Here is a 23552-nt window from a genome sequence, read left to right on the forward strand (position 1 = left end):
GTGGGAATTCGCAAATACAAGGGTACCACTAATGGTCGCCGTAATATGACCGGATTCGACTTCGCTGAAATTACGAAGACGACCCCGGAAAAGTCTTTGCTGGCACCATTAAAGCACACCGCTGGTCGTAACAACTACGGTCATATGACTGTTCGTCACCGTGGTGGCGGTACGAAGCGTCAATACCGGATCATCGACTTCAAGCGGATCAAGGACAACGTTCCTGCAACCGTTAAGGCTATCGAATACGATCCAAACCGTACTGCTAACATCGCTCTGCTGGTTTATGCAGATGGTGTTAAGTCATACATCCTGGCTCCTAAGGGCTTGAAGGTTGGTATGCAAGTTCAATCTGGTCCAGATGCCGACATCAAGGTTGGTAACGCACTGCCATTGAAGAACATTCCAGTTGGTACTGTTATTCACAACATCGAACTGAAGCCAGGCAAGGGTGGTCAAATCGCCCGTTCTGCAGGTGCTTCCGCACAACTGCTTGGTAAGGAAAGTGACAAGTACGTTCTGGTTCGTCTGGCTTCTGGTGAAGTTCGTATGATCCTGGCTGCTTGCCGTGCTACGATCGGTGTTGTCGGCAACGACGAACACGCCCTGATCATCAAAGGTAAGGCTGGTCGTACTCGTTACGCAGGTCAACGTCCACACGTTCGTGGTTCTGTTATGAACCCTAACGATCACCCACATGGTGGTGGTGAAGGTAAGGCTCCAGTTGGTTTGCCATCTCCTCTGTCTCCATGGGGTAAGAAGACTGTTGGTAAGAAGACTCGCTCACACAAGGCTCGTTCGAACAAGTTCATCGTTCGCGGTCGCAAGCGTGGTCCACACACTCGTTAATGAGTAATAAATAGCTAATTACCCGAGAGGAGGTACAACAATGGGTCGTAGTTTAAAGAAGGGACCTTTCGCCGACGCTTCTTTGTTGAAGAAGGTTGACGCACAAAAGGATAACGAAAAGAAGACGGTTATTAAGACCTGGTCACGCCGTTCCACGATTTACCCAAGCTTCATTGGTTACACTTTCGCCGTTTACGATGGTCGCAAGCACGTACCAGTTTACGTACAAGAAGACATGGTAGGCCACAAGCTGGGTGAATTCGTACCAACGCGGACTTTCCGTGGTCACGCCGGTGATGACAAGAAGACGGGCAAGAAGTAAGGAGGAAATTTGATCAATGGCTGAAAACATTACGTCAGCTAAGGCAACGGCCAAGATGGTCCGGGTTTCCGCTCGCAAGGTTCGTCTGGTTCTTGACACCATTCGCAACAAGAGCGTTGCCGAAGCATTTGCTATTCTGAAGTTCACTCCAAATGGTGCTGCTTCAGACGTCGAAAAAGTATTGAAATCTGCAGTTGCTAACGCCGAAAACAACTTTGACTTGGATCGGGCTTCATTGGTAGTTAGCGAAGCCTTTGCAAACGAAGGACCAACCCTGAAGCGGTTCCGTCCACGTGCCAAAGGTTCAGCTTCTCCAATCAACAAGCGGACCAGCCACATTACGGTTGTTGTAACTGAAAAGTAGGAGGGATAATAGTGGGTCAAAAGATTAATCCTAATGGTTTCCGTGTTGGGGTCATTCGCGACTGGACTGCTAAGTGGTACGCAGAAAAAGACTACGCTGCTTACCTGGGCGAAGACCTTCGGATCCGTAAGTACATTGAAAAGCGACTTGCTGACGCCTCTGTTTCAACTATCGAAATTGAACGTGCTGCTAACCGCGTAAACGTATCAATTCACACTGCCAAGCCAGGTATGGTTATCGGTAAGGGTGGTTCTGAAGTTGAAGCACTCCGCAAGGAACTTAACGCCTTGACTGGCAAGCGCGTCCACATCAACGTGGTTGAAATCAAGAAGCCAGACCTGGACGCACACCTGGTTGGCGTAAGCGTCGCAGAACAGCTTGAAGCTCGTGTTGCCTTCCGTCGTGCTATGCGTGGTGCCATCCAACGTGCTATGCGTGCCGGCGCAAAGGGTATCAAGATTCAAGTTGCTGGTCGTTTGAATGGTGCCGACATGTCTCGGATCGAATCATACTCCGAAGGCACTGTTCCACTGCACACTCTGCGTGCCGACATCGACTACTCATGGGATGAAGCACGGACTACGTACGGTGCGCTGGGTATCAAGACCTGGATCTACCGTGGCGAAGTTTTGCCAGAGAAGCAAGCAAACAAAAACACTAAGTAAGGAGGGGAAATAAAACATGCTAGTACCTAAGCGAGTAAAGCACCGCAAGGTTCAACGTGGCCACATGCGTGGTGAAGCCAAGGGTGGCAAGAACGTAACGTTTGGTGAATTTGGTCTGAAGGCTCTGGATTCCCACTGGATCTCCAACCGTCAAATTGAAGCCGGCCGTATTGCTATTACGCGTCACATGAAGCGTGGTGGTAAGGTTTGGATCAAGATTTTCCCTCACCTTTCCTACACTAGCAAAGGTGTTGGTGTCCGGATGGGTAATGGTAAGGGTGCTCCTGAAGGCTGGGTAGCCCCAGTTAAGCGCGGCAAGATTCTGTACGAGGTTGCCGGCGTGCCTGAAGACGTTGCCCGCGAAGCCCTGCGCTTGGCCGGCAGCAAGATGCCAGTTCGCACTAAGATCGTAAAGCGTGAGGAAGGTGGACAATCTAATGAAGACTAAAGATTATGTTCAAGAACTGAATGGATTAACCACTGAGCAATTGCTTGACCGTGAAAAGGAATTGAAGGAACAATTGTTTAACTTACGTTTCCAATTAGCAACCGGCCAGTTGGAAAACACTGCAAGCCTTAAGAGCGTTCGCAAGAACATTGCACGGGTTAAGACAGTTCTTCGTCAACAAGAATTAAACAAATAAGAATACGAAAAGGAGGATTAGCGCATGAGTGATGAACGTAATGCACGTAAGGTCTACCAAGGCCGCGTTGTTTCCGACAAGATGGACAAGACCATCACTGTCGTAATCGACACTTACAAGAGTGCCCCAGTTTACGGCAAGCGTGTACGGTACTCAAAGAAGTACTACGCTCACGATGAAAACAACGAAGCAAAGTCCGGCGATACGGTTGAAATCATGGAAACTCGGCCTCTGTCTGCTAAGAAGCGTTTCCGTCTGGTTAAGATCGTTAAGAAAGCTGATTAATCCCGCTTTGTGATGATTTCGTATTCTTAATTATTCTTACTTACTGATGGAAGGAGGACACTAACAGTGATTCAACAGGAAAGTCGGTTGAAGGTCGCTGACAACTCAGGTGCCCGCGAAATCTTGGTTATCAAGATCTTGGGTGGTTCCCGTGTTAAGACCGGTAATATTGGTGACATTATTGTCGCTACTGTAAAACAAGCAACACCAGGTGGCGTTGTCAAAAAGGGTGACGTTGTAAAGGCCGTCGTTGTACGGACTAAGCATGGTCTGCACCGTAAGGACGGTTCATACATCAAGTTTGACGAAAACGCTGCTGTCCTGATCAACAACGACAAGAGCCCTAAGGGTACCCGTATTTTTGGCCCAATCGCTCGTGAGCTGCGTGACGATGACTTCATGAAGATCATCTCCCTGGCTCCAGAAGTTCTGTAAGATTAACCGAAAATAAGGAGGTGCACACCACATGTTTTTAAAGACAGGTGACAAGGTTCGCGTCATCGCCGGTAAGGACAAGGGCAAGGAAGGTACCATCAAGAAGGTCCTGGTCAAGGAAAACCGTGTGATCGTTGAAGGCGTTAACCAAATCAAGAAACATCAAAAGCCAAACAACGCTAACCCAAACGGTGGGATTATTGATGCAGAAGCACCAATCCAAGCATCTAACGTTATGCTGATTGACCCATCTACCAACGAACCTACTCGTGTTGGTTTCAAGGTCGTTGACGGCAAAAAAGTTCGTGTTGCCAAGAAGTCTGGCAAGACGATCGACTAAAAATTAGGGAAAGGAGGAATTATTGCTCATGGAAAACCGTTTAAAAGCAAAGTACGAAAGTGAAGTACGTCCAGCATTGACTGACAAGTTCAACTACACTTCTGTAATGGCTGTTCCTAAGATCGACAAGATCGTTCTGAACATGGGTGTCGGTGACGCTACCCAAAACTCCAAGCTGTTGGATGAAGCCGTTGAAGAACTGGGTCTGATTGCTGGTCAAAAGCCACTGATCACCAAGGCAAAGAAGTCCATCGCCGGCTTCCGTCTGCGTGAAGGAATGTCCATCGGTGCCAAGGTTACGCTGCGTGGCACTCGTATGTACGACTTCCTGGACAAGCTGATCAATGTTTCACTGCCACGTGTTCGTGACTTCCACGGTGTATCAAACAAGTCATTTGATGGTCACGGTAACTACACGCTGGGTGTTCGCGAACAATTGATCTTCCCAGAAATCGACTACGACAAGGTTAACCACGTTCGCGGTCTGGATATTGTTATCGTTACGACTGCCAACTCTGATGAAGAAGGTCATGAATTGCTTGCTCAAATGGGCATGCCATTCGCTAAGTAATTAAGGAGGTCCACAAATTGGCTAAAAAATCAATGATCGCTAAGTGCAACCGCCCAGCCAAGTACTCCACGCGTGCCTACACGCGCTGTGTTCGTTGTGGCCGTCCGCACTCCGTTTACCGTAAGTTCCACCTATGCCGGATTTGCTTGCGTCAACTTGCCCATGAAGGACAAATTCCTGGTATGAAGAAGGCTAGCTGGTAAACAAATCACCGACAAAGGAGGAAAATATCGATGTCTATGAGTGATCCAATTGCAGATTTTCTGACTCGGATTCGCAATGCCAACATGGCACACCACGATTCTGTAGAAGTACCTGCATCAAAGATGAAGAAGGACATCGCTGAAATCTTGAAGCAAGAAGGTTTCATTCGCGATGTTGAATACGTTGAAGACAACAAGCAAGGCATCATCCGCGTATTCCTGAAGTACGGCAAGGATGGCGAACGTGTCATTTCTGGTCTGAAGCGGATTTCAAAGCCTGGTCTGCGTTCTTACGTTAAGGCCGACGCTGTGCCAAAGGTTCTCAATGGTTTGGGTATTGCCATCATCTCAACTTCTGAAGGGGTTGTGACTGACAAGGTTGCTCGTGCCAAGAAAATCGGTGGCGAAGTTATCGCCTACATTTGGTAATAAATAAAATAAGATCGGAGGTGTACACATGAGTCGTATTGGTTACAAGGCAATCGAACTGCCACAAGGCGTAGAGGTTTCTCAATCAGGCAACGTCGTAACTGTTAAGGGTCCTAAGGGTACTCTGAGTCGCGAAATCTCCCCACTGATCAAGATGAACGTTACCGACAGTGAAGTAACGTTTGAACGGGAAAACGACGATAAGAAGGCCAAGATGGTCCACGGTACTACGCGTGCCAACGTTAACAACATGATTGAAGGTGTTGTCAACGGATTTAAGAAGACTCTGAAGCTGGTCGGTGTTGGTTACCGTGCTCAAGCTAAGGGTAGCAAGCTGATCCTGACTGTTGGTTACTCCAACCCAGTTGAAATGGACAAGCCAGAAGATCTGGAAGTTAACGTTCCAGACAACACGACGATTGAAATCAGCGGTATCAACAAAGAACACGTTGGCCAATTTGCTGCCGAAGTTCGTGCCGTTCGTTCACCAGAACCTTACAAAGGTAAGGGTATTCGTTACGAGGATGAATACATCCTGCGTAAGGAAGGTAAGACTGGTAAATAATCGTCTAGCAGCCTAGCTGTAGAATAAATTAAAACTAAAATTATAAGAATCAAGAGGTGACAGTTGTGATTTCTAAACCAGATAAGAACAAGATCCGTCAACGCCGTCACATGCGCGTTCGCGGCAAGATCTCTGGTACTGCAGAGCGCCCACGTTTAAGTGTTTACCGTTCCAACAAAAACATTTACGCTCAATTGATTGATGACGTAAAGGGTGTGACGCTCGCAAGTGCCTCAACTCTCGACAGTGAAGTCAGTGGCAACACTAAGACGGAACAAGCTGCCGGCGTTGGTGCTCTGATCGCTAAGCGCGGTGTAGAAAAGAACATCAGCAGCGTTGTTTTTGACCGTGGTGGCTACCTGTACCATGGTCGTGTACAAGCCCTGGCTGAAGCAGCTCGTGAAAACGGTCTGCAATTCTAAGAAAAAGGAGGAATAACCTGTATGGCATCACAATCTTACATTGACCCATCCAAGCTGGATCTGGAAGATCAAGTCGTTTCGATCAACCGGGTTACCAAGGTTGTTAAGGGTGGTCGTCGTCTGCGCTTTGCCGCTTTGGTAATTGTCGGCGACAAGAAGGGTCACGTTGGTTTTGGTACTGGTAAGGCTCAAGAAGTTCCAGAAGCTATCCGTAAGGCTTCAGCTGCTGCTCAAAAGAACCTGATTGAAGTTCCAATCGTTGGTACGACCATTCCTCACGAAGTTATCGGTACTTACGGCGGTGGCAAGATCATGCTCAAGCCAGCCGTTGAAGGTTCCGGGGTTGCTGCCGGTGGTGCGGTTCGTAACGTTATGGAACTGGCCGGCGTTGCCGACGTTACTTCCAAGCGTTTGGGCTCCAACACGCCAATCAACGTTGTTCGTGCAACGTTTGAAGGTCTGAAGGCTCTGAAGAGTGCCGAAGAAGTTTCTCAACTTCGTGGCGTCTCCGTTGATCACCTGGCAGAATAAGGAGGACATAGATCATGGCTAAAGTTAAAGTTACTTTGATCCACAGTGTTGCCCACCGTAAGCCAACTCAACGTCGTACGGTTAAGGCATTGGGTCTGGGCAAGATCGGCAGCTCCAATGTCCTGCCAGACAACGCGGCAACGCGTGGTGCAATCTTTAAGGTTGCTCACTTGGTTTCCATCGAAGAAGTCAAGTAATTAAAAATCTACAATAAGGAGGTGCCTACCTAATGAAATTAAACGAATTGAAGCCAGCTGCTGGTTCCCGTTTCAAGCGTCTGCGTAAGGGTCGTGGTCTGTCATCTGGTCACGGTTTTACTTCTGGTCGTGGTACTAAGGGTCAAAAGGCTCATGGTAAGACTCGTCTGGGCTTTGAAGGGGGCCAAATGCCTCTGTACCGTCAAATGCCAAAGCGTGGTTTCAGCAACATCAACCGTAAGGAATACGCTATCGTAAACCTGACGACGCTGAACCGTTTTGACGATGGTGCCGAAGTTACGCCAGCAGTTCTGCTGGAAAACGGCGTGATCAAGAACGTTAAGAGCGGTGTTAAGATTCTGGGCAATGGTAAGTTGACCAAGAAGCTGACCGTTAAAGCCAACAAGTTTTCTGCTTCAGCTGTCAAGGCTATCGAAGCTGCCGGTGGTAAAACTGAGGTGATGTAATTGTTCACAACCGTCAAAAATGCATTCAAGGTTAAGGATATTCGTAAGAAGATCCTATTCACCTTGTTTGTACTGATTGTTTACCGGTTAGGTGCCTCAATCACGGTACCCGGTGTGAATGCTGCGGCTTTAGAGCAGATTTCCAGTACCGGTTTGGCATCTATTTTGAACACTTTCAGTGGTGGCGGTTTGGATAACTACTCATTATTTGCGATGGGGGTTTCCCCGTACATCACGGCTCAAATCGTGGTTCAACTTCTTCAGATGGACATTGTGCCTAAGTTTGTTGAATGGAGCAAACAGGGGGAAGTTGGTCGACGGAAGCTTAATCAAGCTACGCGGTGGCTTACAATCGTGCTTGGATTTATCCAGTCGATTGGGATTACCGCGGGCTTCAATGCATTAAGTACAGTTAAACTGGTTAACAATCCGGGGGTGGAAACCTACATCACGATTGGTCTGATCTTAACTGCAGGTACTATGTTTGCTACTTGGCTAGGGGACATGATTACCGAACGTGGTCTTGGTAACGGTGTCTCAATGCTGATCTTTGCTGGGATCATCGCCGAAATGCCAAACGGGATCAAACAGTTATGGAATGATCAAATCACTGGTGAATCCGGCGCAAGCCTCTGGATGGGAATTGGCTTTATTGCCCTAGTGGTTGTAGCGATTCTGGCAATTGTGACGTTCGTTACCTGGTTCCAGCAGGCTGAACGGCGCTTGCCGATTCAATACACGCGGCGAACAACTACTTCGCCGTCGAATAGTTATCTTCCATTGAAGATCAACGTTTCCGGGGTGATTCCAGTGATCTTTGCCGGCTCGTTTATCTCAACGCCGCAAACGATCTTAATGGCCTTTCAGCAAAATCATAGTCAAGATACCTGGTATCAGGTTATGACAACGATTTTTAATATGCAGTCTGGTCCAGGCATTGCGCTGTATGTATTTTTGATTGTTGTATTTACCTTTTTCTACGCCTTTGTTCAAGTTAATCCAGAAAAACTCGCGGAAAACTTGCAAAAGCAAGGCAGCTACATCTCTGGCGTTTGGCCAGGCAAAGGCACACAGGACTTTGTATCAGGACTGTTGATGCGTTTGTCAACGGTTGGATCGTTATTCTTGGGATTGATCTCATTGATCCCACTGCTGGCAAGCAACATCTGGAACCTGAGTCAATCAATTGGCTTAGGCGGCACCAGTTTGTTGATCGTCGTTCAGATTGCTCTGGACGTTGTGCGGCAGATGCGCAGTTTAACGATGAAACGTGAGTATATTGGATTTATCCGCGAATAAATATAGGAGGAATTGGCAAATGAGTACGATGAACCTCGTTTTAATGGGTCTGCCTGGTGCCGGTAAAGGTACGCAAGCCCAAGAAATCGTCAAGGACTTTGATATCCCACACATCTCAACTGGGGATATCTTCCGGGCAGCAATCAAGAACGAAACGCCAATGGGTCTGGAAGCCAAGAAATATATCGATAAAGGCGAATTAGTTCCTGACGAAGTTACGAACGGCATTGTGAAGGAACGTTTGGCTCAAGATGACACCAAGCACGGTTTCATGTTGGATGGTTTTCCTCGCAATCTGGCACAAGCCGAAGCCCTCAACAAAATGTTGGCTGATGATGGCCGTAAGTTGGATGCTGTAATCGACATTGATGTTAACCCTGAAGTGCTGGTTAAGCGTCTGAGCAGCCGGATCATCTGCCGGAAGTGTGGCACAACCTACAACACGCTTTCCAACCCACCAAAGGTTGAAGGTACTTGCGATGTCTGTGGTTCCCACGACTTCTACCAACGTGATGATGATAAGCCCGCAACCGTTAAGAACCGGTTAGACGTCAACATTAAACTGAACACGCCACTGATCGACTTTTACAAGCAAATGGGGATTCTCCATGAGATCGATGGCGAACAAGACATCGATAAGGTTTATCAAGCCGTTAAGGAAGTTCTGACTAGCCTTTAAGACTCATTGTTAGTTGAATCCTTGCGTAATCGCCTGCTCTGTGGTATACTACGCAAGGTTTATCTAGCTTGCAGTGGAGGGCGTACGCCGCTTTCCACCGTTTTTACGTAATTTTACCGGCAAGGAGGAACCGTTCAGTGGCAAAGGCCGATGTTATCGAAGTCGAAGGTAAGGTTACCGAAACCCTGCCTAACGCAATGTTTAAAGTTGAATTGGAAAATGGGGTTGAGATCCTGGCACACGTTTCTGGCAAAATCCGGATGCACTACATCAAGATTCTGCCTGGTGACCGCGTCAAGGTTGAAATGTCTCCATATGATCTGACCAAAGGCCGGATTACTTTCCGCTTCAAATAAGTCTTTAGTCTAAAATCATTTTTAGGAGGATTATTTACAATGAAAGTACGACCATCAGTAAAGCGGATGTGCGAAAAGTGCAAGATCGTCAAGCGTAATGGTCGGGTTATGGTAATTTGCCCTAACCCAAAGCACAAGCAACGCCAAGGCAAGTAATTATATTTTAGAATTGGAGGTGTAACTCAATGGCTCGTATCGCAGGTGTCGACTTACCTCGTGACAAGCGAATCGTAATCGGCTTAACTTACATTTATGGTATTGGTAACACGACTGCTAAGAAGGTTCTGGCTGCTGCCGGTGTTTCTGAAGACATTCGTGTCAAGGACCTGACGCCAGAACAAGAAGAAAAGATCCGTGGTCAAGTAGACCAACTTAAGGTTGAAGGTGACCTTCGTCGTGAAGTTTCCCTGAACATCAAGCGTCTGCAAGAAATCGGCTCTTACCGTGGCATGCGTCACCGTCGTGGTCTGCCAGTTCGTGGTCAACACACTAAGAACAACGCACGGACTCGCAAGGGCAAGGCTGTCGCTATCGCCAACAAGAAGAAGTAATCAATACTATAAAGGAGGTTAGTTAGTTTTATGGCAACCAAAAAAGGTTCACGCAAGCGTCGTGCAAAAAAGAATGTTGAAACTGGTGTTGCACACATTCACTCAACTTTCAACAACACGTTGATCATGATCACTGATGTGCAAGGCAATGCCGTTGCTTGGTCCTCAGCCGGTGTGCTGGGCTTCAAGGGCTCTCGTAAGTCTACTCCATTTGCTGCTCAAATGGCTTCTGAAGCTGCTGCCAAGCAAGCAATGGAACACGGTATGAAGACGGTTGAAGTTGAAGTTAAGGGCCCTGGTTCGGGTCGTGAATCAGCTATCCGTGCTCTGCAAGCAACTGGTCTTGAAGTTACTGCCATCCGGGACGTAACTCCAGTGCCACACAATGGTTCTCGTCCTCCAAAGCGTCGTCGTGTCTAATCGCATCAACGGCGAAATTATCATTGGCCAGGTGCTTTTAAACAATCTACGGACCACGTTTTGAAAGGGGAAACAGAGTAGAATGATCGAATTTGAAAAACCAAACATTCACAAAGTCGAAGAAACTGACAACTACGGTAAGTTTGTTGTCGAACCACTGGAGCGTGGCTACGGGACCACTCTGGGGAATTCTCTTCGTCGTGTAATGATGGCTTCTCTGCCAGGTGCCGCAATTACCAGTATCCAAATCGACGGTGTGCTTCATGAGTTCAGTACCGTTCAAGGCGTTACAGAAGACGTTACGCAGATCATCTTGAATCTCAAGAAGGTTTCTTTGAAGATTGAATCTGAAGATGCCAAGGATTTGGAATTGGATGTCAAGGGTCCTGCAGAAGTAACTGCCGGTGACATCCAAGGTGATGGCGACGTTACGATCTTGAACCCTGACTTGCATATTGCAACGGTCGCTGATGGAGCTGAACTGCACATCATGATGACGGCTGATAAGGGTCGTGGCTATGTACCAGCCGATCAAAACAAGCTGCGTTTGAGCGGTCTTGAAATTGGGACTTTGCCAATTGACTCCATCTACACCCCTATCGAACGGGTCAACTACACCGTAGAAAACACGCGGGTCGGCCAAAGCAACGACTTTGACAAGTTGACGTTGGATGTCTGGACGGATGGTTCATTGACCCCAACGGCTGCTATTAGTCTTGCTGCCAAGATCTTGACTGAACACTTGGAGATGTTTGTCAACCTGACTGAAGAAGCAAAAGATGCCAAAGTGATGGTTGAACGCGAAGAAACTCACCAAGAAAAGGTACTCGACAAGACGATTGAAGAACTGGATCTGTCGGTTCGTTCTTACAACTGCTTGAAGCGTGCTGATATTCAAACTGTTAAGGACCTGACTGAACGGACTGAAGCTGATATGATGAAGGTTCGCAACCTGGGTCAAAAGTCCTTAGAAGAAATCAAGCTGAAGCTGGCCGACTTGGGCGTAGGCTTCCGCCAAGAAGACTAATTAAAACAATTAAAAGGAGGGAACCACTTCATGAGTTACCGTAAATTAGGACGTACTAGTTCACAACGTAAGGCTTTATTACGTGATTTGACCACTGACCTGATCGTCAACGGCAGCATCAAGACTACTGAAGCTCGCGCTAAGGAAGTTCGCAAGACTGCTGACAAGATGATTACGCTGGCAAAGCGTGGCGACTTGGCTTCTCGTCGTCAAGCAGCTGCTTTCCTGCGCAATGTCGTTGCTGACGTTAAGGAAGATGGCGACAACGTTCGCGTACAATCAGCTCTGCAATACCTGTTTGAAGAGCTGGCACCAAAGTTTGCCGACCGTAAAGGTGGTTACACGCGGATTCTGAAGACCATGCCTCGTCGTGGTGACGGCGCACAAATGGTTGTTCTGGAATTTGTCGACTAATCATTTTCGTCAATTCAATACGTAATAAAGAATCACTACAGCTGGTGGTATAGAGCGCTACGATGGTGGAATCGCAATTCCTAGTCTAGCTCGAATGCGGGGACGTAAAGTCTTTCGTGCACCCCAGTTGTAAGTGATTTTTTTGTATATCTTTATTTTTTCCGCTCCACTGTTAAAATAATAGGATAAGTTTAAAAAGAAATGGGTGACGTGATTGATTGATATTCAACACCTTTCGTTTAAATACCCCGATCATGCACAACCGGCACTAGATGATGTATCCATGCAGCTGCCGATGAAAAAATGGACTGCGGTAATTGGTCATAACGGTAGTGGCAAGAGTACCTTGGCCCGATTGATTGACGGGCTTTTGATACCAAGCAGCGGCACAATCACAATTGATGATCTGCCAGTTGACGAGGCACATTTGCAGCAGTTGCGTCAACAGATTGGTTTGGTGTTTCAAAATCCTGACAATCAGTTTGTAGGAACCACGGTTGCCGATGATGTTGCCTTTGGTCTGGAAAATCATCAAGTACCGCATGATCAGATGCAGCAGCGAATTGATGAGGCTTTAAAGGCAGTCGGCATGCAAGATTTTGCTGACAGTGAACCTTCACTGCTTTCAGGTGGGCAAAAACAACGGGTGGCCCTGGCCGGTATTTTAGCAATTGGTCCGCGTGTGATCATCTTAGACGAGGCAACCAGTATGCTGGATCCTAAGGGACGTCATGAGCTGCTGACGCTTTTAAAACAGTTGATCATTCAGCACGATATGACCGTCATCTCAATTACGCATGATCCGGTTGAGCTTTCGATGAGTGATTATGCAGTGGTGCTGGATCATGGCAAGGTCGCCATGCAAGGAGCAACGGCTGAATTACTCAAAGAACCGGCTAAACTGGCCCAAATGCATCTGGCGCTGCCATTTGCCCAACGTTTGCAGCTGCAGCTAAAGGAGCGGGGGATCAGCGTTCCAACACAATATCTAGATTCAGAACGGATGGTGGAGTGGCTATGTCAGCAATTGAATTCTTAAACGTCAACTATGCTTACCAAGCAGACACGCCCATGGCCACGTTGGCAGTCAAAGATTTTTCACTTAAGCTTGAGTCGGGCAGTTTTACGGCTATCGTTGGTCATACCGGTAGTGGCAAGTCAACTTTGATGGCTATGTTGGATGGGCTGCTGGTACCGACTCATGGCAGCTTGCGTGTTGGTGAGGTTACTATCGACAGTCATGCTGACAAAAAGACATTAGCTAAGCTACGCAAAGGAGTTGGCTATGTTTTTCAGTTTCCAGAAAGTCAGCTGTTTGCTGAGACGGTTTTAAAAGACGTGATGTTTGGACCACTTAATATGGGTGTCTCACTAGAGCAGGCTAAAGAGCAGGCATTGACGGCTTTGCGATCATTAAAGCTGCCGGAAGATATTAATGATCGCTCGCCATTTGAGCTTTCTGGCGGCCAAATGCGGCGGGTCGCGATTGCTGGCGTCTTAGCCATGCACCCGCGTGTTTTAATTTTAGATGAACCGACTGCTGGACTGGATCCCCAGGCAAGTGAGGATCTTTTGAACTTAGTCAATCAATTGCATCAAAAGGGTACTACGATTTTGATGATTACGCATCAAATGGAACAGGCTGCTCGCTATGCCGATCACGTTTTGGTTATGAAGCAAGGTCAGCGGACAGCATTTATGACACCGCATGAATTGTTCGGCAAGCCGGATCTGCTTAAAGAGGCTGGGATTTTGCCGCCAGCAAGCGTTGATTTTGCCAATCAGCTGGTAGTACATGGCCTAAAATTGACCGATGAGGTACCGTTGACCATTGAGCAGCTGGCTGATCAACTTGCTGACCATCTTAAGCAAGGAGGACGAGCAAATGGGTAATGCCAAGGTAATACTAGGTGCCTACGTGCCAGGAAGCTCCTGGCTGCATCAACTGGATCCGCGCGTTAAGCTGTTTAGCTGTTTTTGGTATGTCGTGATCGTCTTTTTGGCCAATAATTGGCTGGGATATCTTTGGCTTTTTGTCGTATTAGGGATGCTGATTGCATTGAGTCGGCTGCCGTTAAAGCTGTATTGGCGTGGCATCAAACCATTATTTTGGATCATCTTGTTTACCGTGGCGATCCAGCTGCTGTTTAGCAGTGGTGGGCACGTCTATTGGCAATGGGGCTGGCTGGCAATTACCAGTGGTGGCTTTTATCAATCGGCCATTATCTTGGCGCGGTTCATTTTGATCATCACCATCTCAACCGTATTAACGGCCACTACGCCAACGCTGCAGCTGGCAGCAGCCATGGAGGCCTTTATGAATCCGCTACGCTATTTACACGTGCCGGTTAATCAAATTGCGGTCATGCTGATGATTGTACTGCGTTTTATTCCGACGATTATGGATGAAACGACCAAGGTAATGAATGCGCAGAGATCACGGGGCGTTAATTTTGATGAGGGCAGTTTGATTGAGCGAGCCAAGCGCTTAGAACCGCTTTTGATTCCCCTGTTTGTGGGCTCATTTAAGCGTGCTGAGGAGTTGGCAACGGCGATGGAGGCACGTGGTTATGATCCGGATGCACCGCGAACCAAGTATCGTGTCTTGCACTGGCACCATAACGACACGACAGCCATGGTTAGCTTAGCCGTTGCGACTTTGATTCTGCTGGTCACACGTTTTTTGCCAGTATGAATGATGTTTTGATTGAAAGGAAAACGATAAAGTGTATCGCTACAAAATAACTTTTGCCTATGATGGTACCAATTTTTCAGGCTTTCAGATTCAGCCAAATAAGCGGACGGTTGAGCAGACCTTGAAAAATGCCGTCAATAAGATTGCCAAGAATCCCAACCCGCCGCTATCGGTTATCGGTTCTGGACGGACGGATGCAGGAGTGCATGCGCTCAATCAGGTTGCACACTTTGATTGTCCATATAAATTGGGCAATGATTCGATGCGTAAAGCATTAAATAGCCTTTTACCCTTGGATATCATTGTCAAAAAAGCCGAACTGGTCAGCCCTGACTTTCACGCGCGCTTTAATGCCCATTCCAAGCACTACCGTTACCGCGTTGATCAAAGTGATTTCGTTAATCCATTTAAGCGTAACTATACCGCGCATTTTAAGTATCCAGTAGATGTGGCTAAAATGCAGCAGGCAGCTCAGGATCTAGTGGGGGAACATGACTTTACCAGCTTCGTCGCATCTGGCAGTCAAGCGCTGAGTAACGTCAGAACGATCTATCAGGCTGATGTGCATCGTGACGAGGCCAATAATGAAATCATTTTTGATTTTGTCGGCAATGGCTTTTTATATAATCAGGTTCGCATTATGGTGGCCTTTTTATTAGAGATCGGCAGCAATCAGCGGCCAGTTGACGATGTGCCGCGCGTGCTGGCTGCTAAGGATCGCAATCAAGCACGCATGACGGCACCAGCCAGTGGTCTTTATCTGGTCAGTGTTGATTATGGTGATCAAGCTAACAAAACCATTGACGAATCTGCATCTATCAAGTAAAATAACGAATGGTATTTCTTTTCCATCTAATTACTCGGTACACAATTATTTGTAAAAGAAAGACAAAAATTGGAGGACTTAATCGTGAGAACGACATACATGGCAAAACCTGGTGAAGTTGACCGCAAATGGTACATTGTCGACGCCAAGGGTATCTCCCTGGGTCGTCTGGCATCCGTTGTTGCTTCTGTTCTGAAGGGCAAGAACAAGCCAACCTACACCCCACACGTTGACACTGGTGACAATGTCATCGTTATCAACGCTGCCGAAGTTAAGTTGACTGGTAAGAAGGCCGCTGACAAGATCTACTACCGTCACTCTGACTACCCTGGTGGTCTGAAGCAAAAGACGGCGGGCGAACGTCGCGCCAACGAACCAGAAAAGCTGGTGGAAGATTCCATCAAGGGCATGCTGCCACACACCCCTCTTGGTCGCAAGATGGGCATGAAGCTGCATGTTTATGCTGGTGAAGATCACAAGCACGCTGCTCAACAACCAGAAGTGCTTGACATCACGAACTTAATCTAAGGAGGGAACGGAATTGGCTCAACAAGTTCAATACAGTGGTACTGGTCGCCGCAAGGATGCTACCGCACGGGTTCGTCTGGTACCAGGTTCTGGTAACATTACGATGAACGGCAAGGCAATCGAAGAATACATTCCGTTTGCCAACCTGCGTGCTATCGTCAACCAACCATTTGCTGCAACGAAGACGGAAGGTCAATACGACGTTCTGGTCAACGTTCGCGGTGGTGGCTTCTCTGGTCAAGCCGGCGCAGTTCGTCACGGGATTGCTCGTGCCCTGCTGAGCGTCGACCCAGATTTCCGGGATGCTCTGAAGAAGGCCGGTCTGTTGACTCGTGACCCTCGGATGAAGGAACGGAAGAAGCCAGGTCTGAAGAAGGCTCGTAAGGCTTCACAATTCTCCAAGCGTTAATATTTTGCCTTCGTGGCTTAATATCAACACTTTTGAGATTTGGTGCGATTGCAGGCGGTTAACTAATCATTTGCGATCCAAAAAATCAAGCATCAGCATCCAGCTGGTGCTTTTTTTATATTTTTGCAAATTTGTCGTTTCGCGGTTTTTTTAATGATTTTAGTCTGGTAAAATGCAGAATAGAACTTTAAAAATACGAGATAAAAACAGGGGGAATCATCTGTGGCAAAGAAACGCCGCGCTAAGACTCGGCACTCCAAAAAGCTTTATCAGCATCGCTGGCTGATTGGTATTCTAACGATCATGGTCGTCTTTTTGGGCGTCTATGTCGGTCATCATTTCTACCAACGTTATCAGCAACAGCAAATCATTGAGCAACAGCAAAATGCCAAGCGTCTCTTTATCAAGCAGGTTGCACCCGAAGCCCAGGCTATGCAAAAGAAATACAACGTTCCGGCATCGATTACGATTGCCCAGGCCATTCTTGAGTCAGACTGGGGCAGCAGCAAGCTGGCAGCCAAGTATCATAATCTGTTTGGCATTAAAGGAACGGGCAAGGACTCACAGGTTTTGACGACTAAGGAATATGTCAATGGCAAGTGGATTACCACTAAGGGACGCTTTAAGGTCTATTCCAGCTGGAGCGAGTCAATTAAGGATCATACCAAGCTGATGATCAACGGAACGGACTACAACAGTCAAAACTATCAGGCAGTTACCCAGGCCACAGACTACAAAGAGGCAGCCAAGGCGCTCCAAGAAGCTCATTATGCAACAGATCCGGATTATGCACAGAAATTAATCTCAGTAATTCAGACCTACAAGTTGTACAATTATGATAAATAAGCTGTTAAGGAGAATCTCATGAAAGAACTTCAGGAAAAAATTGAGGAATATGGTACGGTTCTGCCCGGTAACGTCTTAAAGGTGGATGCTTTCTTGAATCATCAAGTTGCCCCGGTTCTGATGAAGCACATGGGTGAAGAATTTGCCAAGCTTTTTGCTGATGCAGGTATCACCAAGATCTGGACGGTAGAGTCATCAGGCATCGCCCCAGCCGTTATGACGGGGCTGGCAATGAATGTACCGGTGATTTTTGCGCGCAAACACAAGAGTCTGACCTTAAAAGACGACCTGTACACGGCTAGCGTTTATTCTTACACCAAGCAGACTACCAATCAGATTTCAATCTCTAAAAAATACGTCAGTCCTGATGACAAGGTTTTGTTGATTGACGACTTTTTAGCAAATGGTCAGGCACTGGAAGGCATGCTGCAGATTGCACAAGCAGCCGGTGTTGAGGTTGCTGGTGCCGGAATCGTGATTGAAAAGACCTTCCAGCCGGGTGGCCAAAAGCTTCGTGAACAGGGCCTTAGAATCGAATCATTGGCCAAGGTCAGCTCGTTGGCCAATGGCAAGGCTGAATTTGAAGATTAAATACTAATGGGGGTGGGCTGATGAGCAGTACAAATACTTTATATCCAGGATCAACGCTGGGCATTATCGGCTTGAACCGCAACGGCAGCACCCTGATTACTGCTGCCAAGCGGGCTGGCTTCAATGTTGGCGTCTATGTCGATCGTTCAAAGCCAAGTTTGACCAAGCAGGCAGATTTTACTATCAGCGGGGCCTACAATAATCAAGAAAAGCTGACAATGTTTGCTCAGACTTGTGATGCTGTCATCTATGCCAACGACTTGATCGACTCCAGCGTGCTGCGCTATCTGAGTCGCAGTGTTTATCTGCCGCAAGGGATCAACGCTTTAGAAATCGTCCAGGATCGTTTGATGGAGCGGGCCTTCTTGGATCAGATCAATGTTAATGTGGCACCATACGTTACGGTAATCAGTCTGGATGACGTCTATCAATCAATTGATTCAATTGGCTATCCAGCGATTTTAAAGCCGATCCAGCGCGGCATTGGCGAGCATTCAATGAAAATCACCAAGCAGTCCGATATTACGCGGGCAGCTGACTTTATCAATGCCGGAACCTATCTTTTGGAATCATGGATTGATCACACGGCTGAATACACAATGCTGGCAGCCACTGATGGTCAAGACACTCAAGTATTTCCTGCGGTTGAATTGATGCTCAACGCTGATGAAAAATTAATGGGTGTTAAGGCCCCAGCCAATCTGAATGCTGACATTTCCCGGGAAATGGAACGCATCGTTACCAGTGTGGCCGAAAATCTCCAGTATCGTGGTGTCTTTAGAGTTGATTTCTATGTTACGGCAACCGGTAATCTGTACGTGCATGGCATTGAGCCGGGTTTGTCGATTTATGGCAACGTCTTTGATTATGGCGCCAATGTTTCGCAATCTGAGCAGCTTTTGCGGGCAATTGCGGGTATGCCTTTGTTTGATGTCCAGATGCTGCAGCCGGCAGTCATGATGTTGGCGCGGGTTGCTCAGCGTCCTGCACTACAGCGACAATGGCTGTTAAAAGGCAATTGGCATTACCAGTTCTTCAGTGAGGTAAAAGATGATCCTCAAGCCATAGCCGGATTTGTCTGGGTGGTTGGCAAGCCAAGTCTGGAAGAGCTGCAGCATCAGATTGAAGATACCGAGGTCTGGAAAAATAAGCAGCCGGTTAATGCGGATCTAACGTCTGATCAGCAATAGATTTTCTGCGAGCAGCGTCGAGTGGTCGTTGCTCGTTTTTTATTTACCAAACGAAATTTGCTATAATGGAATCCGCGATAATTTTAAGAGAGGATGGAAATAAGGCGTGACAAGTCAATTACTGCAAGGAATGAATGATAAGCAGGCAGAGGCCGTCTTGACTACGGAAGGGCCACTTTTGGTCATGGCTGGGGCTGGTTCGGGTAAAACTCGGGTGCTGACGCATCGAGTGGCGTACTTGATTGAAGAACAGGGGGTCAACCCTTGGAATATTCTAGCCATTACCTTTACCAACAAAGCCGCACGTGAAATGCAAGAGCGGGTCGGTAAATTGTTGGGAGAAAGTGCTCGCGACATTTGGGTATCAACTTTCCACGCGCTGTGTGTCCGTATTCTGCGTCGTGACATCGACAAGCTGGGCTACAACCGAGCCTTTACGATTGCCGATACCAGTGAGCAGCGTACTTTGATGAAGCGCATCTGCAGCGAATTGAACGTGGACACCAAAAAGTATGATCCACGGGCGATTTTAAGTGCCATCTCAAATGCTAAAAATGCGATGCAGACGGCCGAAGACTATGCTGAGCTCAATAGTCATGCCAATAATCCGCTCAATCAGATCGTCGCCAAGGCTTACGTGCTTTATCAAAAAGAGCTTGAAAACAGCCAGGCCTTAGACTTTGACGATCTGATCATGAAGACCATCGAGCTGTTTAAAAAAGATTCGGAGACTCTGGAATACTACCAAAACAAGTTCCACTACATTCACGTTGATGAGTATCAAGATACCAACGATGCCCAGTATCAGCTGGTCACGCTTTTAGCTGCTAAATATAAGAATCTCTGTGTGGTTGGCGATGCTGATCAGTCAATCTATGGCTGGCGAGGCGCCAATATGAACAATATTCTTAATTTTGAGCGTGACTATCCAGAAGCACATACAGTCATGCTGGAGCAAAATTACCGCTCGACACAGACAATTTTAAAGGCGGCCAACGAAGTAATCGCCAATAACCTGGTGCGTAAAGAAAAGAACCTGTGGACCGAAAACGGTACTGGTGAAAAGATTTCTTATTACCGAGCACAAAACGAGCATGATGAGTCACAGTTTGTTGTCAGCAAGATCCAGGCCGAGATGCGCGAACATGGCTATCATTATAATGACTTTGCCGTTTTGTATCGAACCAATGCACAGTCACGGATGATCGAAGAAACGTTTATGAAGTCGACCGTACCATATACGATGGTCGGTGGCCATAAATTCTATGATCGTAAAGAAATTCGTGATATTCTGGCCTATCTGACTTTGATCGTCAATCCACGAGATGCGATGAGCTTTGAACGTGTCGTTAATACGCCAAAACGCGGCATCGGCCCGGGCAGTGTCGACAAGCTGCGGCAGTTTGCCAATGAAAACGGCTGGTCGCTTTTGGAAGCAGCTCAAAACGTTACGCTGGCTAATGCAATCAGTGCACGAATTCGAGCTAAGATTGAAGACTTTGGTCGCTTGATGGCTGATCTGACCAAAGAGGCCGACTATCTGACCATCACTGAGCTGACTGATGAGATTTTGACCAAGAGCGGTTATCTCCAGATGTTACAGGCCGAAAACGATCTGCAGGCGCAGTCACGTCAGGAAAACCTTGAAGAGTTCAAATCGGTAACCCAAGAATACGATCAAAAACATGCTGAAGATGACGTTGACAATCGACAAAAACTCATGAACTTCCTGTCTGATCTGGCACTGGTTTCCGATCAGGATGACGTTGATGAAGAAGCGCCTAAGGTAACCTTGATGACCCTGCATGCTGCCAAGGGTCTGGAATTTCCGGTGATCTTTTTGGTTGGGATGGAAGAAGGAATCTTCCCGCTTTATCGCTCCTTGAGTAATGAAAAGGAACTGGAAGAAGAGCGACGGCTGGCCTATGTTGGTATCACGCGGGCCAAGCGCAAACTGTATCTGACCAATGCCTATTCACGGATGCTCTATGGCCGCGTTCAGCGCAATCAGCCTTCCCAATTCGTCGATGAGATTAATGACGATCTGATCAAATTTGAAAATGCGGACGGCTCCGGTAAGGCCAAGGCAATGAATACGCCATTTGCCAAAGCTGCCTCTCAGGCCACTACGTTTGCTTCACAAAGACGTGCTCATGGTCTGACCCACTCGGCTAAGCAGGAGAGCACGGGAACTGGTGCTGATAAGCAGTCCTGGAAAGTCGGCGATAAGGTTCAGCATAAGAAGTGGGGGCAAGGCATGGTCGTTTCCGTCAATGGCTCAGGCAACGATATGGAATTGGACATTGCCTTTCCAAATGAGGGCGTCAAGCGGCTGTTGGCCCAGTTTGCCCCAATTACCAAGGTTAATTAAAAGCGAGGCCCGCGATGACAGAAGAAAAATCGGTTAATAATCTGACCCGAGAAGAAGCTACCAAAGAGATTGGTCCGCTAAAAGAGCGCTTGATCAAGTGGGGAAAAGAATACTACGAGCAAGATGCTCCCAGCGTTGAAGACTATGTGTATGACCGTGAGTATCAGCGCCTGGTCGAGATTGAGCAGCGTTTTCCTGAACTGGTAACGCCAGATTCACCCACCCAAAAAGTCGGTGGCGAAACGGAAACGAACCTGACCAAAGTTGAACATGATATTCCAATGCTTTCGATGGGGGATGTTTTTTCGGTTGAAGAGCTGATGGACTTTAATGCTCGCCAACAAGACAATCCTAATTTTACCGGTGATGTTGAATATAACCTGGAATTAAAGATTGATGGCCTCTCATTGTCGCTGGTCTATGAAAATGGTCGCTTGATTCAAGGATCAACGCGGGGTAACGGTACGATTGGCGAGGACGTCACTGAAAACGTCAAGACCATCAAGTCGATTCCCCAAAAGCTGGCTGAGCCATTATCGTTGGAATTTAGAGGCGAGTGCTTCATGCCTAAAGCAGCGTTTGCCAAGCTAAACGAAGAACGTGAGGCTAACGGACTGCCAACGTTTGCCAACCCAAGAAACGCGGCGGCCGGCAGTCTGCGGCAATTGGATGCCAAGGTAACAGCTAAGCGTGAGTTGGATACTTTTATGTATTACATTCCAGAATATGAAAAGCTGGGCGTTAAGACTCAGGACCAGGCTTTGGACAAAATGCGGCAGTTAGGATTTCATGTCAATGAATTCAATCGCGTCGTGCATAATGAAGCAGAAATCAAAGCCTATATTGATGAATACACGGCCAAACGTGATGATCTGCCATATGGAATTGACGGGATCGTCGAAAAGGTGAACGATCTCGCCGTTGAAGAGGCCCTGGGCGCGACCGTCAAAGTACCGCGTTGGGAGATTGCCTATAAATTCCCACCTGAAGAGCAGGCAACCGTAGTCAGAGACATCGAGTGGACGGTTGGTCGAACCGGCAACGTCACGCCGACTGCGGTCATGGATCCGGTTCAATTGGCCGGGACCACGGTTAGCCGAGCTTCGCTGCATAATCCCGACTACTTAAGAGACAAGGATATTCGCCTAGGTGACACGGTATTGCTGCACAAGGCCGGCGACATTATTCCCGAGATTTCACGCGTGATCTTGGATAAGCGCCCTGCTGACAGCAAGCCTTATGAAATTCCTCAGAATTGTCCGGTTTGCCAGGCCAAGCTGGTACATTTGGATGATGAGGTCGCGCTGCGTTGCATCAATCCAATGTGTCCGGCCCAGGTTAAAGAGGGGCTGGTTCACTTTGCCTCGCGCAATGCCATGAATATTGATCATTTAGGACCAAGAGTGATTGAGCAGCTCTGGGATCGTCATTTGGTTCATGATGTTGCCGATTTGTATCGTCTGACTTACGATCAATTATTAACATTAGATAAATTTGGACCTAAATCCGCTAACAACCTATTGACATCGATTGCCAACAGTCGCAATAATTCTGTTGAGCGTCTATTGTTTGGCTTGGGCATTCGCCATGTCGGTGCCAAGGCAGCTCGCATTCTGGCCCAGCATTTTGGCTCTTTAGCGGCATTAATGACGGCTGATGAGGAAGCGATTGCCGAGATCAACACGATTGGTCCAACGATTGCCGACAGCTTGAAAAACTACTTTGCCAATGAACAGGTGCAAGAATTGATTCAAGAGCTGCAAGCGGCTGGAGTCAATATGGAATACCATGGACCGGCGCCAATTGCTCAAGACAGCGCGGCTGCTAAAGAATGGCAGGGTAAGCGCGTGGTCTTGACGGGCAAGCTCAATGAGATGACGCGCGATCAGGCCAAACAATGGCTGGAAGAACGCGGTGCCAGCGTAACTGGCAGCGTGTCGAAAAAAACAGATTTGGTCATCGCTGGAGAAAAGGCTGGCTCTAAACTCACCAAAGCCCAGGATCTGGGAATTGAGGTTTGGAATGAGAGTCGGTTTGCTCAGGCGATGAAGGAGGACTAAA

At 47.5% G+C, this 23552-nt stretch carries 36 protein-coding genes; all 36 read left to right on the forward strand.

Translation table 11 applies throughout. The annotated features are described in order from the left end of the window. The 36 genes from rplB (at position 1) to ligA (ending at position 23551) form a co-directional block, all read left to right on the forward strand. On the forward strand, positions 1-849 hold the full coding sequence (rplB, locus tag HF864_RS05895) for a 50S ribosomal protein L2 (RefSeq protein WP_033934652.1): 849 nt from the start codon (positions 1-3) through the stop codon (positions 847-849). A 40-nt stretch (positions 850-889) separates the two neighbouring features. Next, positions 890-1171 carry a 30S ribosomal protein S19 gene (gene rpsS / locus HF864_RS05900; RefSeq protein ID WP_033934651.1) on the forward strand — a complete coding sequence of 94 codons (282 nt, stop codon included), beginning with the start codon at positions 890-892 and terminating at the stop codon, positions 1169-1171. Positions 1172-1187: 16 nt separating this feature from the next. After that, positions 1188-1535: a 50S ribosomal protein L22 gene (gene rplV, locus HF864_RS05905; protein WP_006500617.1), complete on the forward strand. Its 348-nt coding sequence runs from the start codon at positions 1188-1190 to the stop codon at positions 1533-1535. Positions 1536-1546: 11 nt separating this feature from the next. Continuing rightward, the gene (gene rpsC, locus HF864_RS05910) at positions 1547-2200 is read left to right on the forward strand and encodes a 30S ribosomal protein S3 (protein ID WP_169462112.1); all 654 of its coding nucleotides are present in this window, start codon (positions 1547-1549) and stop codon (positions 2198-2200) included. Between the two features lie 16 nt (positions 2201-2216). Continuing rightward, a complete protein-coding gene (gene rplP, locus HF864_RS05915) occupies positions 2217-2648 on the forward strand; it encodes a 50S ribosomal protein L16 (RefSeq protein ID WP_033934650.1) in 432 nt (143 codons plus the stop codon). Further along, positions 2638-2844: a 50S ribosomal protein L29 gene (gene rpmC / locus HF864_RS05920; protein WP_006500614.1), complete on the forward strand. Its 207-nt coding sequence runs from the start codon at positions 2638-2640 to the stop codon at positions 2842-2844. Before rplP ends, rpmC begins: the two co-directional genes overlap by 11 nt. A gap of 24 nt (positions 2845-2868) precedes the next feature. Next, on the forward strand, positions 2869-3129 hold the full coding sequence (rpsQ, locus tag HF864_RS05925) for a 30S ribosomal protein S17 (protein WP_006500613.1): 261 nt from the start codon (positions 2869-2871) through the stop codon (positions 3127-3129). A 66-nt stretch (positions 3130-3195) separates the two neighbouring features. Beyond that, the gene (gene rplN / locus HF864_RS05930; protein WP_006500612.1) at positions 3196-3564 is read left to right on the forward strand and encodes a 50S ribosomal protein L14; all 369 of its coding nucleotides are present in this window, start codon (positions 3196-3198) and stop codon (positions 3562-3564) included. 31 nt (positions 3565-3595) lie between these two features. Further along, on the forward strand, positions 3596-3904 hold the full coding sequence (rplX, locus tag HF864_RS05935; protein WP_006500611.1) for a 50S ribosomal protein L24: 309 nt from the start codon (positions 3596-3598) through the stop codon (positions 3902-3904). Between the two features lie 28 nt (positions 3905-3932). Further along, positions 3933-4475, forward strand: coding sequence for a 50S ribosomal protein L5 (rplE, locus tag HF864_RS05940; RefSeq protein WP_006500610.1), 543 nt, complete (start codon positions 3933-3935; stop codon positions 4473-4475). A 17-nt stretch (positions 4476-4492) separates the two neighbouring features. Beyond that, positions 4493-4678, forward strand: a complete 186-nt coding sequence (locus tag HF864_RS05945; protein WP_074504970.1) for a type Z 30S ribosomal protein S14 — start codon at positions 4493-4495, stop codon at positions 4676-4678. A 30-nt stretch (positions 4679-4708) separates the two neighbouring features. Beyond that, positions 4709-5107 (forward strand): 30S ribosomal protein S8, encoded by a 399-nt coding sequence (rpsH, locus tag HF864_RS05950; RefSeq protein ID WP_033934649.1) that lies wholly within the window; start codon positions 4709-4711, stop codon positions 5105-5107. A 28-nt stretch (positions 5108-5135) separates the two neighbouring features. Further along, complete coding sequence (gene rplF, locus HF864_RS05955) at positions 5136-5672, forward strand: 50S ribosomal protein L6 (RefSeq protein WP_006500608.1); 537 nt, start codon at positions 5136-5138, stop codon at positions 5670-5672. Positions 5673-5728: 56 nt separating this feature from the next. After that, positions 5729-6094, forward strand: coding sequence for a 50S ribosomal protein L18 (gene rplR / locus HF864_RS05960; protein WP_033934647.1), 366 nt, complete (start codon positions 5729-5731; stop codon positions 6092-6094). A 21-nt stretch (positions 6095-6115) separates the two neighbouring features. Beyond that, positions 6116-6625, forward strand: a complete 510-nt coding sequence (gene rpsE, locus HF864_RS05965; RefSeq protein ID WP_006500606.1) for a 30S ribosomal protein S5 — start codon at positions 6116-6118, stop codon at positions 6623-6625. Between the two features lie 14 nt (positions 6626-6639). Beyond that, positions 6640-6822, forward strand: coding sequence for a 50S ribosomal protein L30 (gene rpmD / locus HF864_RS05970; RefSeq protein ID WP_006500605.1), 183 nt, complete (start codon positions 6640-6642; stop codon positions 6820-6822). 32 nt (positions 6823-6854) lie between these two features. Further along, entirely contained in the window at positions 6855-7289 is a 435-nt protein-coding gene (rplO, locus tag HF864_RS05975) for a 50S ribosomal protein L15 (RefSeq protein WP_006500604.1), read from the forward strand. Further along, positions 7290-8588 (forward strand): preprotein translocase subunit SecY, encoded by a 1299-nt coding sequence (secY, locus tag HF864_RS05980; protein ID WP_074504972.1) that lies wholly within the window; start codon positions 7290-7292, stop codon positions 8586-8588. 28 nt (positions 8589-8616) lie between these two features. Then, a complete protein-coding gene (locus HF864_RS05985) occupies positions 8617-9267 on the forward strand; it encodes an adenylate kinase (RefSeq protein ID WP_174435171.1) in 651 nt (216 codons plus the stop codon). 137 nt (positions 9268-9404) lie between these two features. Then, positions 9405-9623, forward strand: coding sequence for a translation initiation factor IF-1 (gene infA, locus HF864_RS05990; RefSeq protein WP_006500601.1), 219 nt, complete (start codon positions 9405-9407; stop codon positions 9621-9623). 39 nt (positions 9624-9662) lie between these two features. Continuing rightward, positions 9663-9779: a 50S ribosomal protein L36 gene (gene rpmJ, locus HF864_RS05995; RefSeq protein WP_006500600.1), complete on the forward strand. Its 117-nt coding sequence runs from the start codon at positions 9663-9665 to the stop codon at positions 9777-9779. 29 nt (positions 9780-9808) lie between these two features. Further along, entirely contained in the window at positions 9809-10174 is a 366-nt protein-coding gene (gene rpsM / locus HF864_RS06000) for a 30S ribosomal protein S13 (RefSeq protein ID WP_006500599.1), read from the forward strand. A 30-nt stretch (positions 10175-10204) separates the two neighbouring features. Then, on the forward strand, positions 10205-10594 hold the full coding sequence (rpsK, locus tag HF864_RS06005; RefSeq protein ID WP_006500598.1) for a 30S ribosomal protein S11: 390 nt from the start codon (positions 10205-10207) through the stop codon (positions 10592-10594). Between the two features lie 82 nt (positions 10595-10676). Then, positions 10677-11621 carry a DNA-directed RNA polymerase subunit alpha gene (locus tag HF864_RS06010; RefSeq protein ID WP_006500597.1) on the forward strand — a complete coding sequence of 315 codons (945 nt, stop codon included), beginning with the start codon at positions 10677-10679 and terminating at the stop codon, positions 11619-11621. A gap of 30 nt (positions 11622-11651) precedes the next feature. Then, the gene (gene rplQ, locus HF864_RS06015) at positions 11652-12035 is read left to right on the forward strand and encodes a 50S ribosomal protein L17 (RefSeq protein WP_033934643.1); all 384 of its coding nucleotides are present in this window, start codon (positions 11652-11654) and stop codon (positions 12033-12035) included. A 214-nt stretch (positions 12036-12249) separates the two neighbouring features. Further along, entirely contained in the window at positions 12250-13074 is an 825-nt protein-coding gene (locus HF864_RS06020) for an energy-coupling factor transporter ATPase (RefSeq protein ID WP_039946062.1), read from the forward strand. Beyond that, entirely contained in the window at positions 13053-13928 is an 876-nt protein-coding gene (locus tag HF864_RS06025) for an energy-coupling factor transporter ATPase (RefSeq protein ID WP_006500594.1), read from the forward strand. Before HF864_RS06020 ends, HF864_RS06025 begins: the two co-directional genes overlap by 22 nt. Next, entirely contained in the window at positions 13921-14730 is an 810-nt protein-coding gene (locus HF864_RS06030) for an energy-coupling factor transporter transmembrane component T (RefSeq protein WP_074504975.1), read from the forward strand. Before HF864_RS06025 ends, HF864_RS06030 begins: the two co-directional genes overlap by 8 nt. Before the next feature lie 31 nt (positions 14731-14761). Further along, positions 14762-15556, forward strand: a complete 795-nt coding sequence (truA, locus tag HF864_RS06035; RefSeq protein WP_074504976.1) for a tRNA pseudouridine(38-40) synthase TruA — start codon at positions 14762-14764, stop codon at positions 15554-15556. Between the two features lie 84 nt (positions 15557-15640). Further along, positions 15641-16084 carry a 50S ribosomal protein L13 gene (gene rplM / locus HF864_RS06040; protein WP_033934638.1) on the forward strand — a complete coding sequence of 148 codons (444 nt, stop codon included), beginning with the start codon at positions 15641-15643 and terminating at the stop codon, positions 16082-16084. A gap of 13 nt (positions 16085-16097) precedes the next feature. Next, positions 16098-16493, forward strand: a complete 396-nt coding sequence (gene rpsI, locus HF864_RS06045) for a 30S ribosomal protein S9 (RefSeq protein ID WP_006500590.1) — start codon at positions 16098-16100, stop codon at positions 16491-16493. A gap of 222 nt (positions 16494-16715) precedes the next feature. After that, a complete protein-coding gene (locus HF864_RS06050; protein WP_169462113.1) occupies positions 16716-17339 on the forward strand; it encodes a glycoside hydrolase family 73 protein in 624 nt (207 codons plus the stop codon). Between the two features lie 18 nt (positions 17340-17357). Then, positions 17358-17930, forward strand: a complete 573-nt coding sequence (locus HF864_RS06055) for a xanthine phosphoribosyltransferase (RefSeq protein ID WP_169462114.1) — start codon at positions 17358-17360, stop codon at positions 17928-17930. A 20-nt stretch (positions 17931-17950) separates the two neighbouring features. Next, the gene (locus tag HF864_RS06060) at positions 17951-19120 is read left to right on the forward strand and encodes an ATP-grasp domain-containing protein (RefSeq protein WP_169462115.1); all 1170 of its coding nucleotides are present in this window, start codon (positions 17951-17953) and stop codon (positions 19118-19120) included. 130 nt (positions 19121-19250) lie between these two features. Then, positions 19251-21491, forward strand: a complete 2241-nt coding sequence (gene pcrA / locus HF864_RS06065; RefSeq protein ID WP_169462138.1) for a DNA helicase PcrA — start codon at positions 19251-19253, stop codon at positions 21489-21491. 14 nt (positions 21492-21505) lie between these two features. After that, positions 21506-23551 carry an NAD-dependent DNA ligase LigA gene (gene ligA, locus HF864_RS06070; protein ID WP_169462116.1) on the forward strand — a complete coding sequence of 682 codons (2046 nt, stop codon included), beginning with the start codon at positions 21506-21508 and terminating at the stop codon, positions 23549-23551. Position 23552 lies beyond the last annotated feature (1 nt).

This window comes from Lactobacillus sp. MRS-253-APC-2B (genome assembly GCF_012843675.1).
GTDB lineage: Bacteria > Bacillota > Bacilli > Lactobacillales > Lactobacillaceae > Limosilactobacillus > Limosilactobacillus pulli.

Excerpts from the sequence above, each read along its gene's own strand:
- rpsS (WP_033934651.1), top strand. The coding sequence starts at position 890 with ATGGGTCGTAGTTTAAAGAAGGGACCTTTCGCCGACGCTTCTTTGTTG.
- rplV (WP_006500617.1), top strand. The coding sequence starts at position 1,188 with ATGGCTGAAAACATTACGTCAGCTAAGGCAACGGCCAAGATGGTCCGG.
- rplP (WP_033934650.1), top strand. The coding sequence starts at position 2,217 with ATGCTAGTACCTAAGCGAGTAAAGCACCGCAAGGTTCAACGTGGCCAC.
- rpmC (WP_006500614.1), top strand. The coding sequence starts at position 2,638 with ATGAAGACTAAAGATTATGTTCAAGAACTGAATGGATTAACCACTGAG.
- rpsQ (WP_006500613.1), top strand. The coding sequence starts at position 2,869 with ATGAGTGATGAACGTAATGCACGTAAGGTCTACCAAGGCCGCGTTGTT.
- rplX (WP_006500611.1), top strand. The coding sequence starts at position 3,596 with ATGTTTTTAAAGACAGGTGACAAGGTTCGCGTCATCGCCGGTAAGGAC.
- rplE (WP_006500610.1), top strand. The coding sequence starts at position 3,933 with ATGGAAAACCGTTTAAAAGCAAAGTACGAAAGTGAAGTACGTCCAGCA.
- rpsH (WP_033934649.1), top strand. The coding sequence starts at position 4,709 with ATGTCTATGAGTGATCCAATTGCAGATTTTCTGACTCGGATTCGCAAT.
- rplF (WP_006500608.1), top strand. The coding sequence starts at position 5,136 with ATGAGTCGTATTGGTTACAAGGCAATCGAACTGCCACAAGGCGTAGAG.
- rpsE (WP_006500606.1), top strand. The coding sequence starts at position 6,116 with ATGGCATCACAATCTTACATTGACCCATCCAAGCTGGATCTGGAAGAT.
- rpmD (WP_006500605.1), top strand. The coding sequence starts at position 6,640 with ATGGCTAAAGTTAAAGTTACTTTGATCCACAGTGTTGCCCACCGTAAG.
- rplO (WP_006500604.1), top strand. The coding sequence starts at position 6,855 with ATGAAATTAAACGAATTGAAGCCAGCTGCTGGTTCCCGTTTCAAGCGT.
- HF864_RS05985 (WP_174435171.1), top strand. The coding sequence starts at position 8,617 with ATGAACCTCGTTTTAATGGGTCTGCCTGGTGCCGGTAAAGGTACGCAA.
- rpmJ (WP_006500600.1), top strand. The coding sequence starts at position 9,663 with ATGAAAGTACGACCATCAGTAAAGCGGATGTGCGAAAAGTGCAAGATC.
- rpsM (WP_006500599.1), top strand. The coding sequence starts at position 9,809 with ATGGCTCGTATCGCAGGTGTCGACTTACCTCGTGACAAGCGAATCGTA.
- rpsK (WP_006500598.1), top strand. The coding sequence starts at position 10,205 with ATGGCAACCAAAAAAGGTTCACGCAAGCGTCGTGCAAAAAAGAATGTT.
- HF864_RS06010 (WP_006500597.1), top strand. The coding sequence starts at position 10,677 with ATGATCGAATTTGAAAAACCAAACATTCACAAAGTCGAAGAAACTGAC.
- rplQ (WP_033934643.1), top strand. The coding sequence starts at position 11,652 with ATGAGTTACCGTAAATTAGGACGTACTAGTTCACAACGTAAGGCTTTA.
- HF864_RS06025 (WP_006500594.1), top strand. The coding sequence starts at position 13,053 with ATGTCAGCAATTGAATTCTTAAACGTCAACTATGCTTACCAAGCAGAC.
- HF864_RS06030 (WP_074504975.1), top strand. The coding sequence starts at position 13,921 with ATGGGTAATGCCAAGGTAATACTAGGTGCCTACGTGCCAGGAAGCTCC.
- HF864_RS06055 (WP_169462114.1), top strand. The coding sequence starts at position 17,358 with ATGAAAGAACTTCAGGAAAAAATTGAGGAATATGGTACGGTTCTGCCC.
- HF864_RS06060 (WP_169462115.1), top strand. The coding sequence starts at position 17,951 with ATGAGCAGTACAAATACTTTATATCCAGGATCAACGCTGGGCATTATC.
- pcrA (WP_169462138.1), top strand. The coding sequence starts at position 19,251 with ATGAATGATAAGCAGGCAGAGGCCGTCTTGACTACGGAAGGGCCACTT.
- ligA (WP_169462116.1), top strand. The coding sequence starts at position 21,506 with ATGACAGAAGAAAAATCGGTTAATAATCTGACCCGAGAAGAAGCTACC.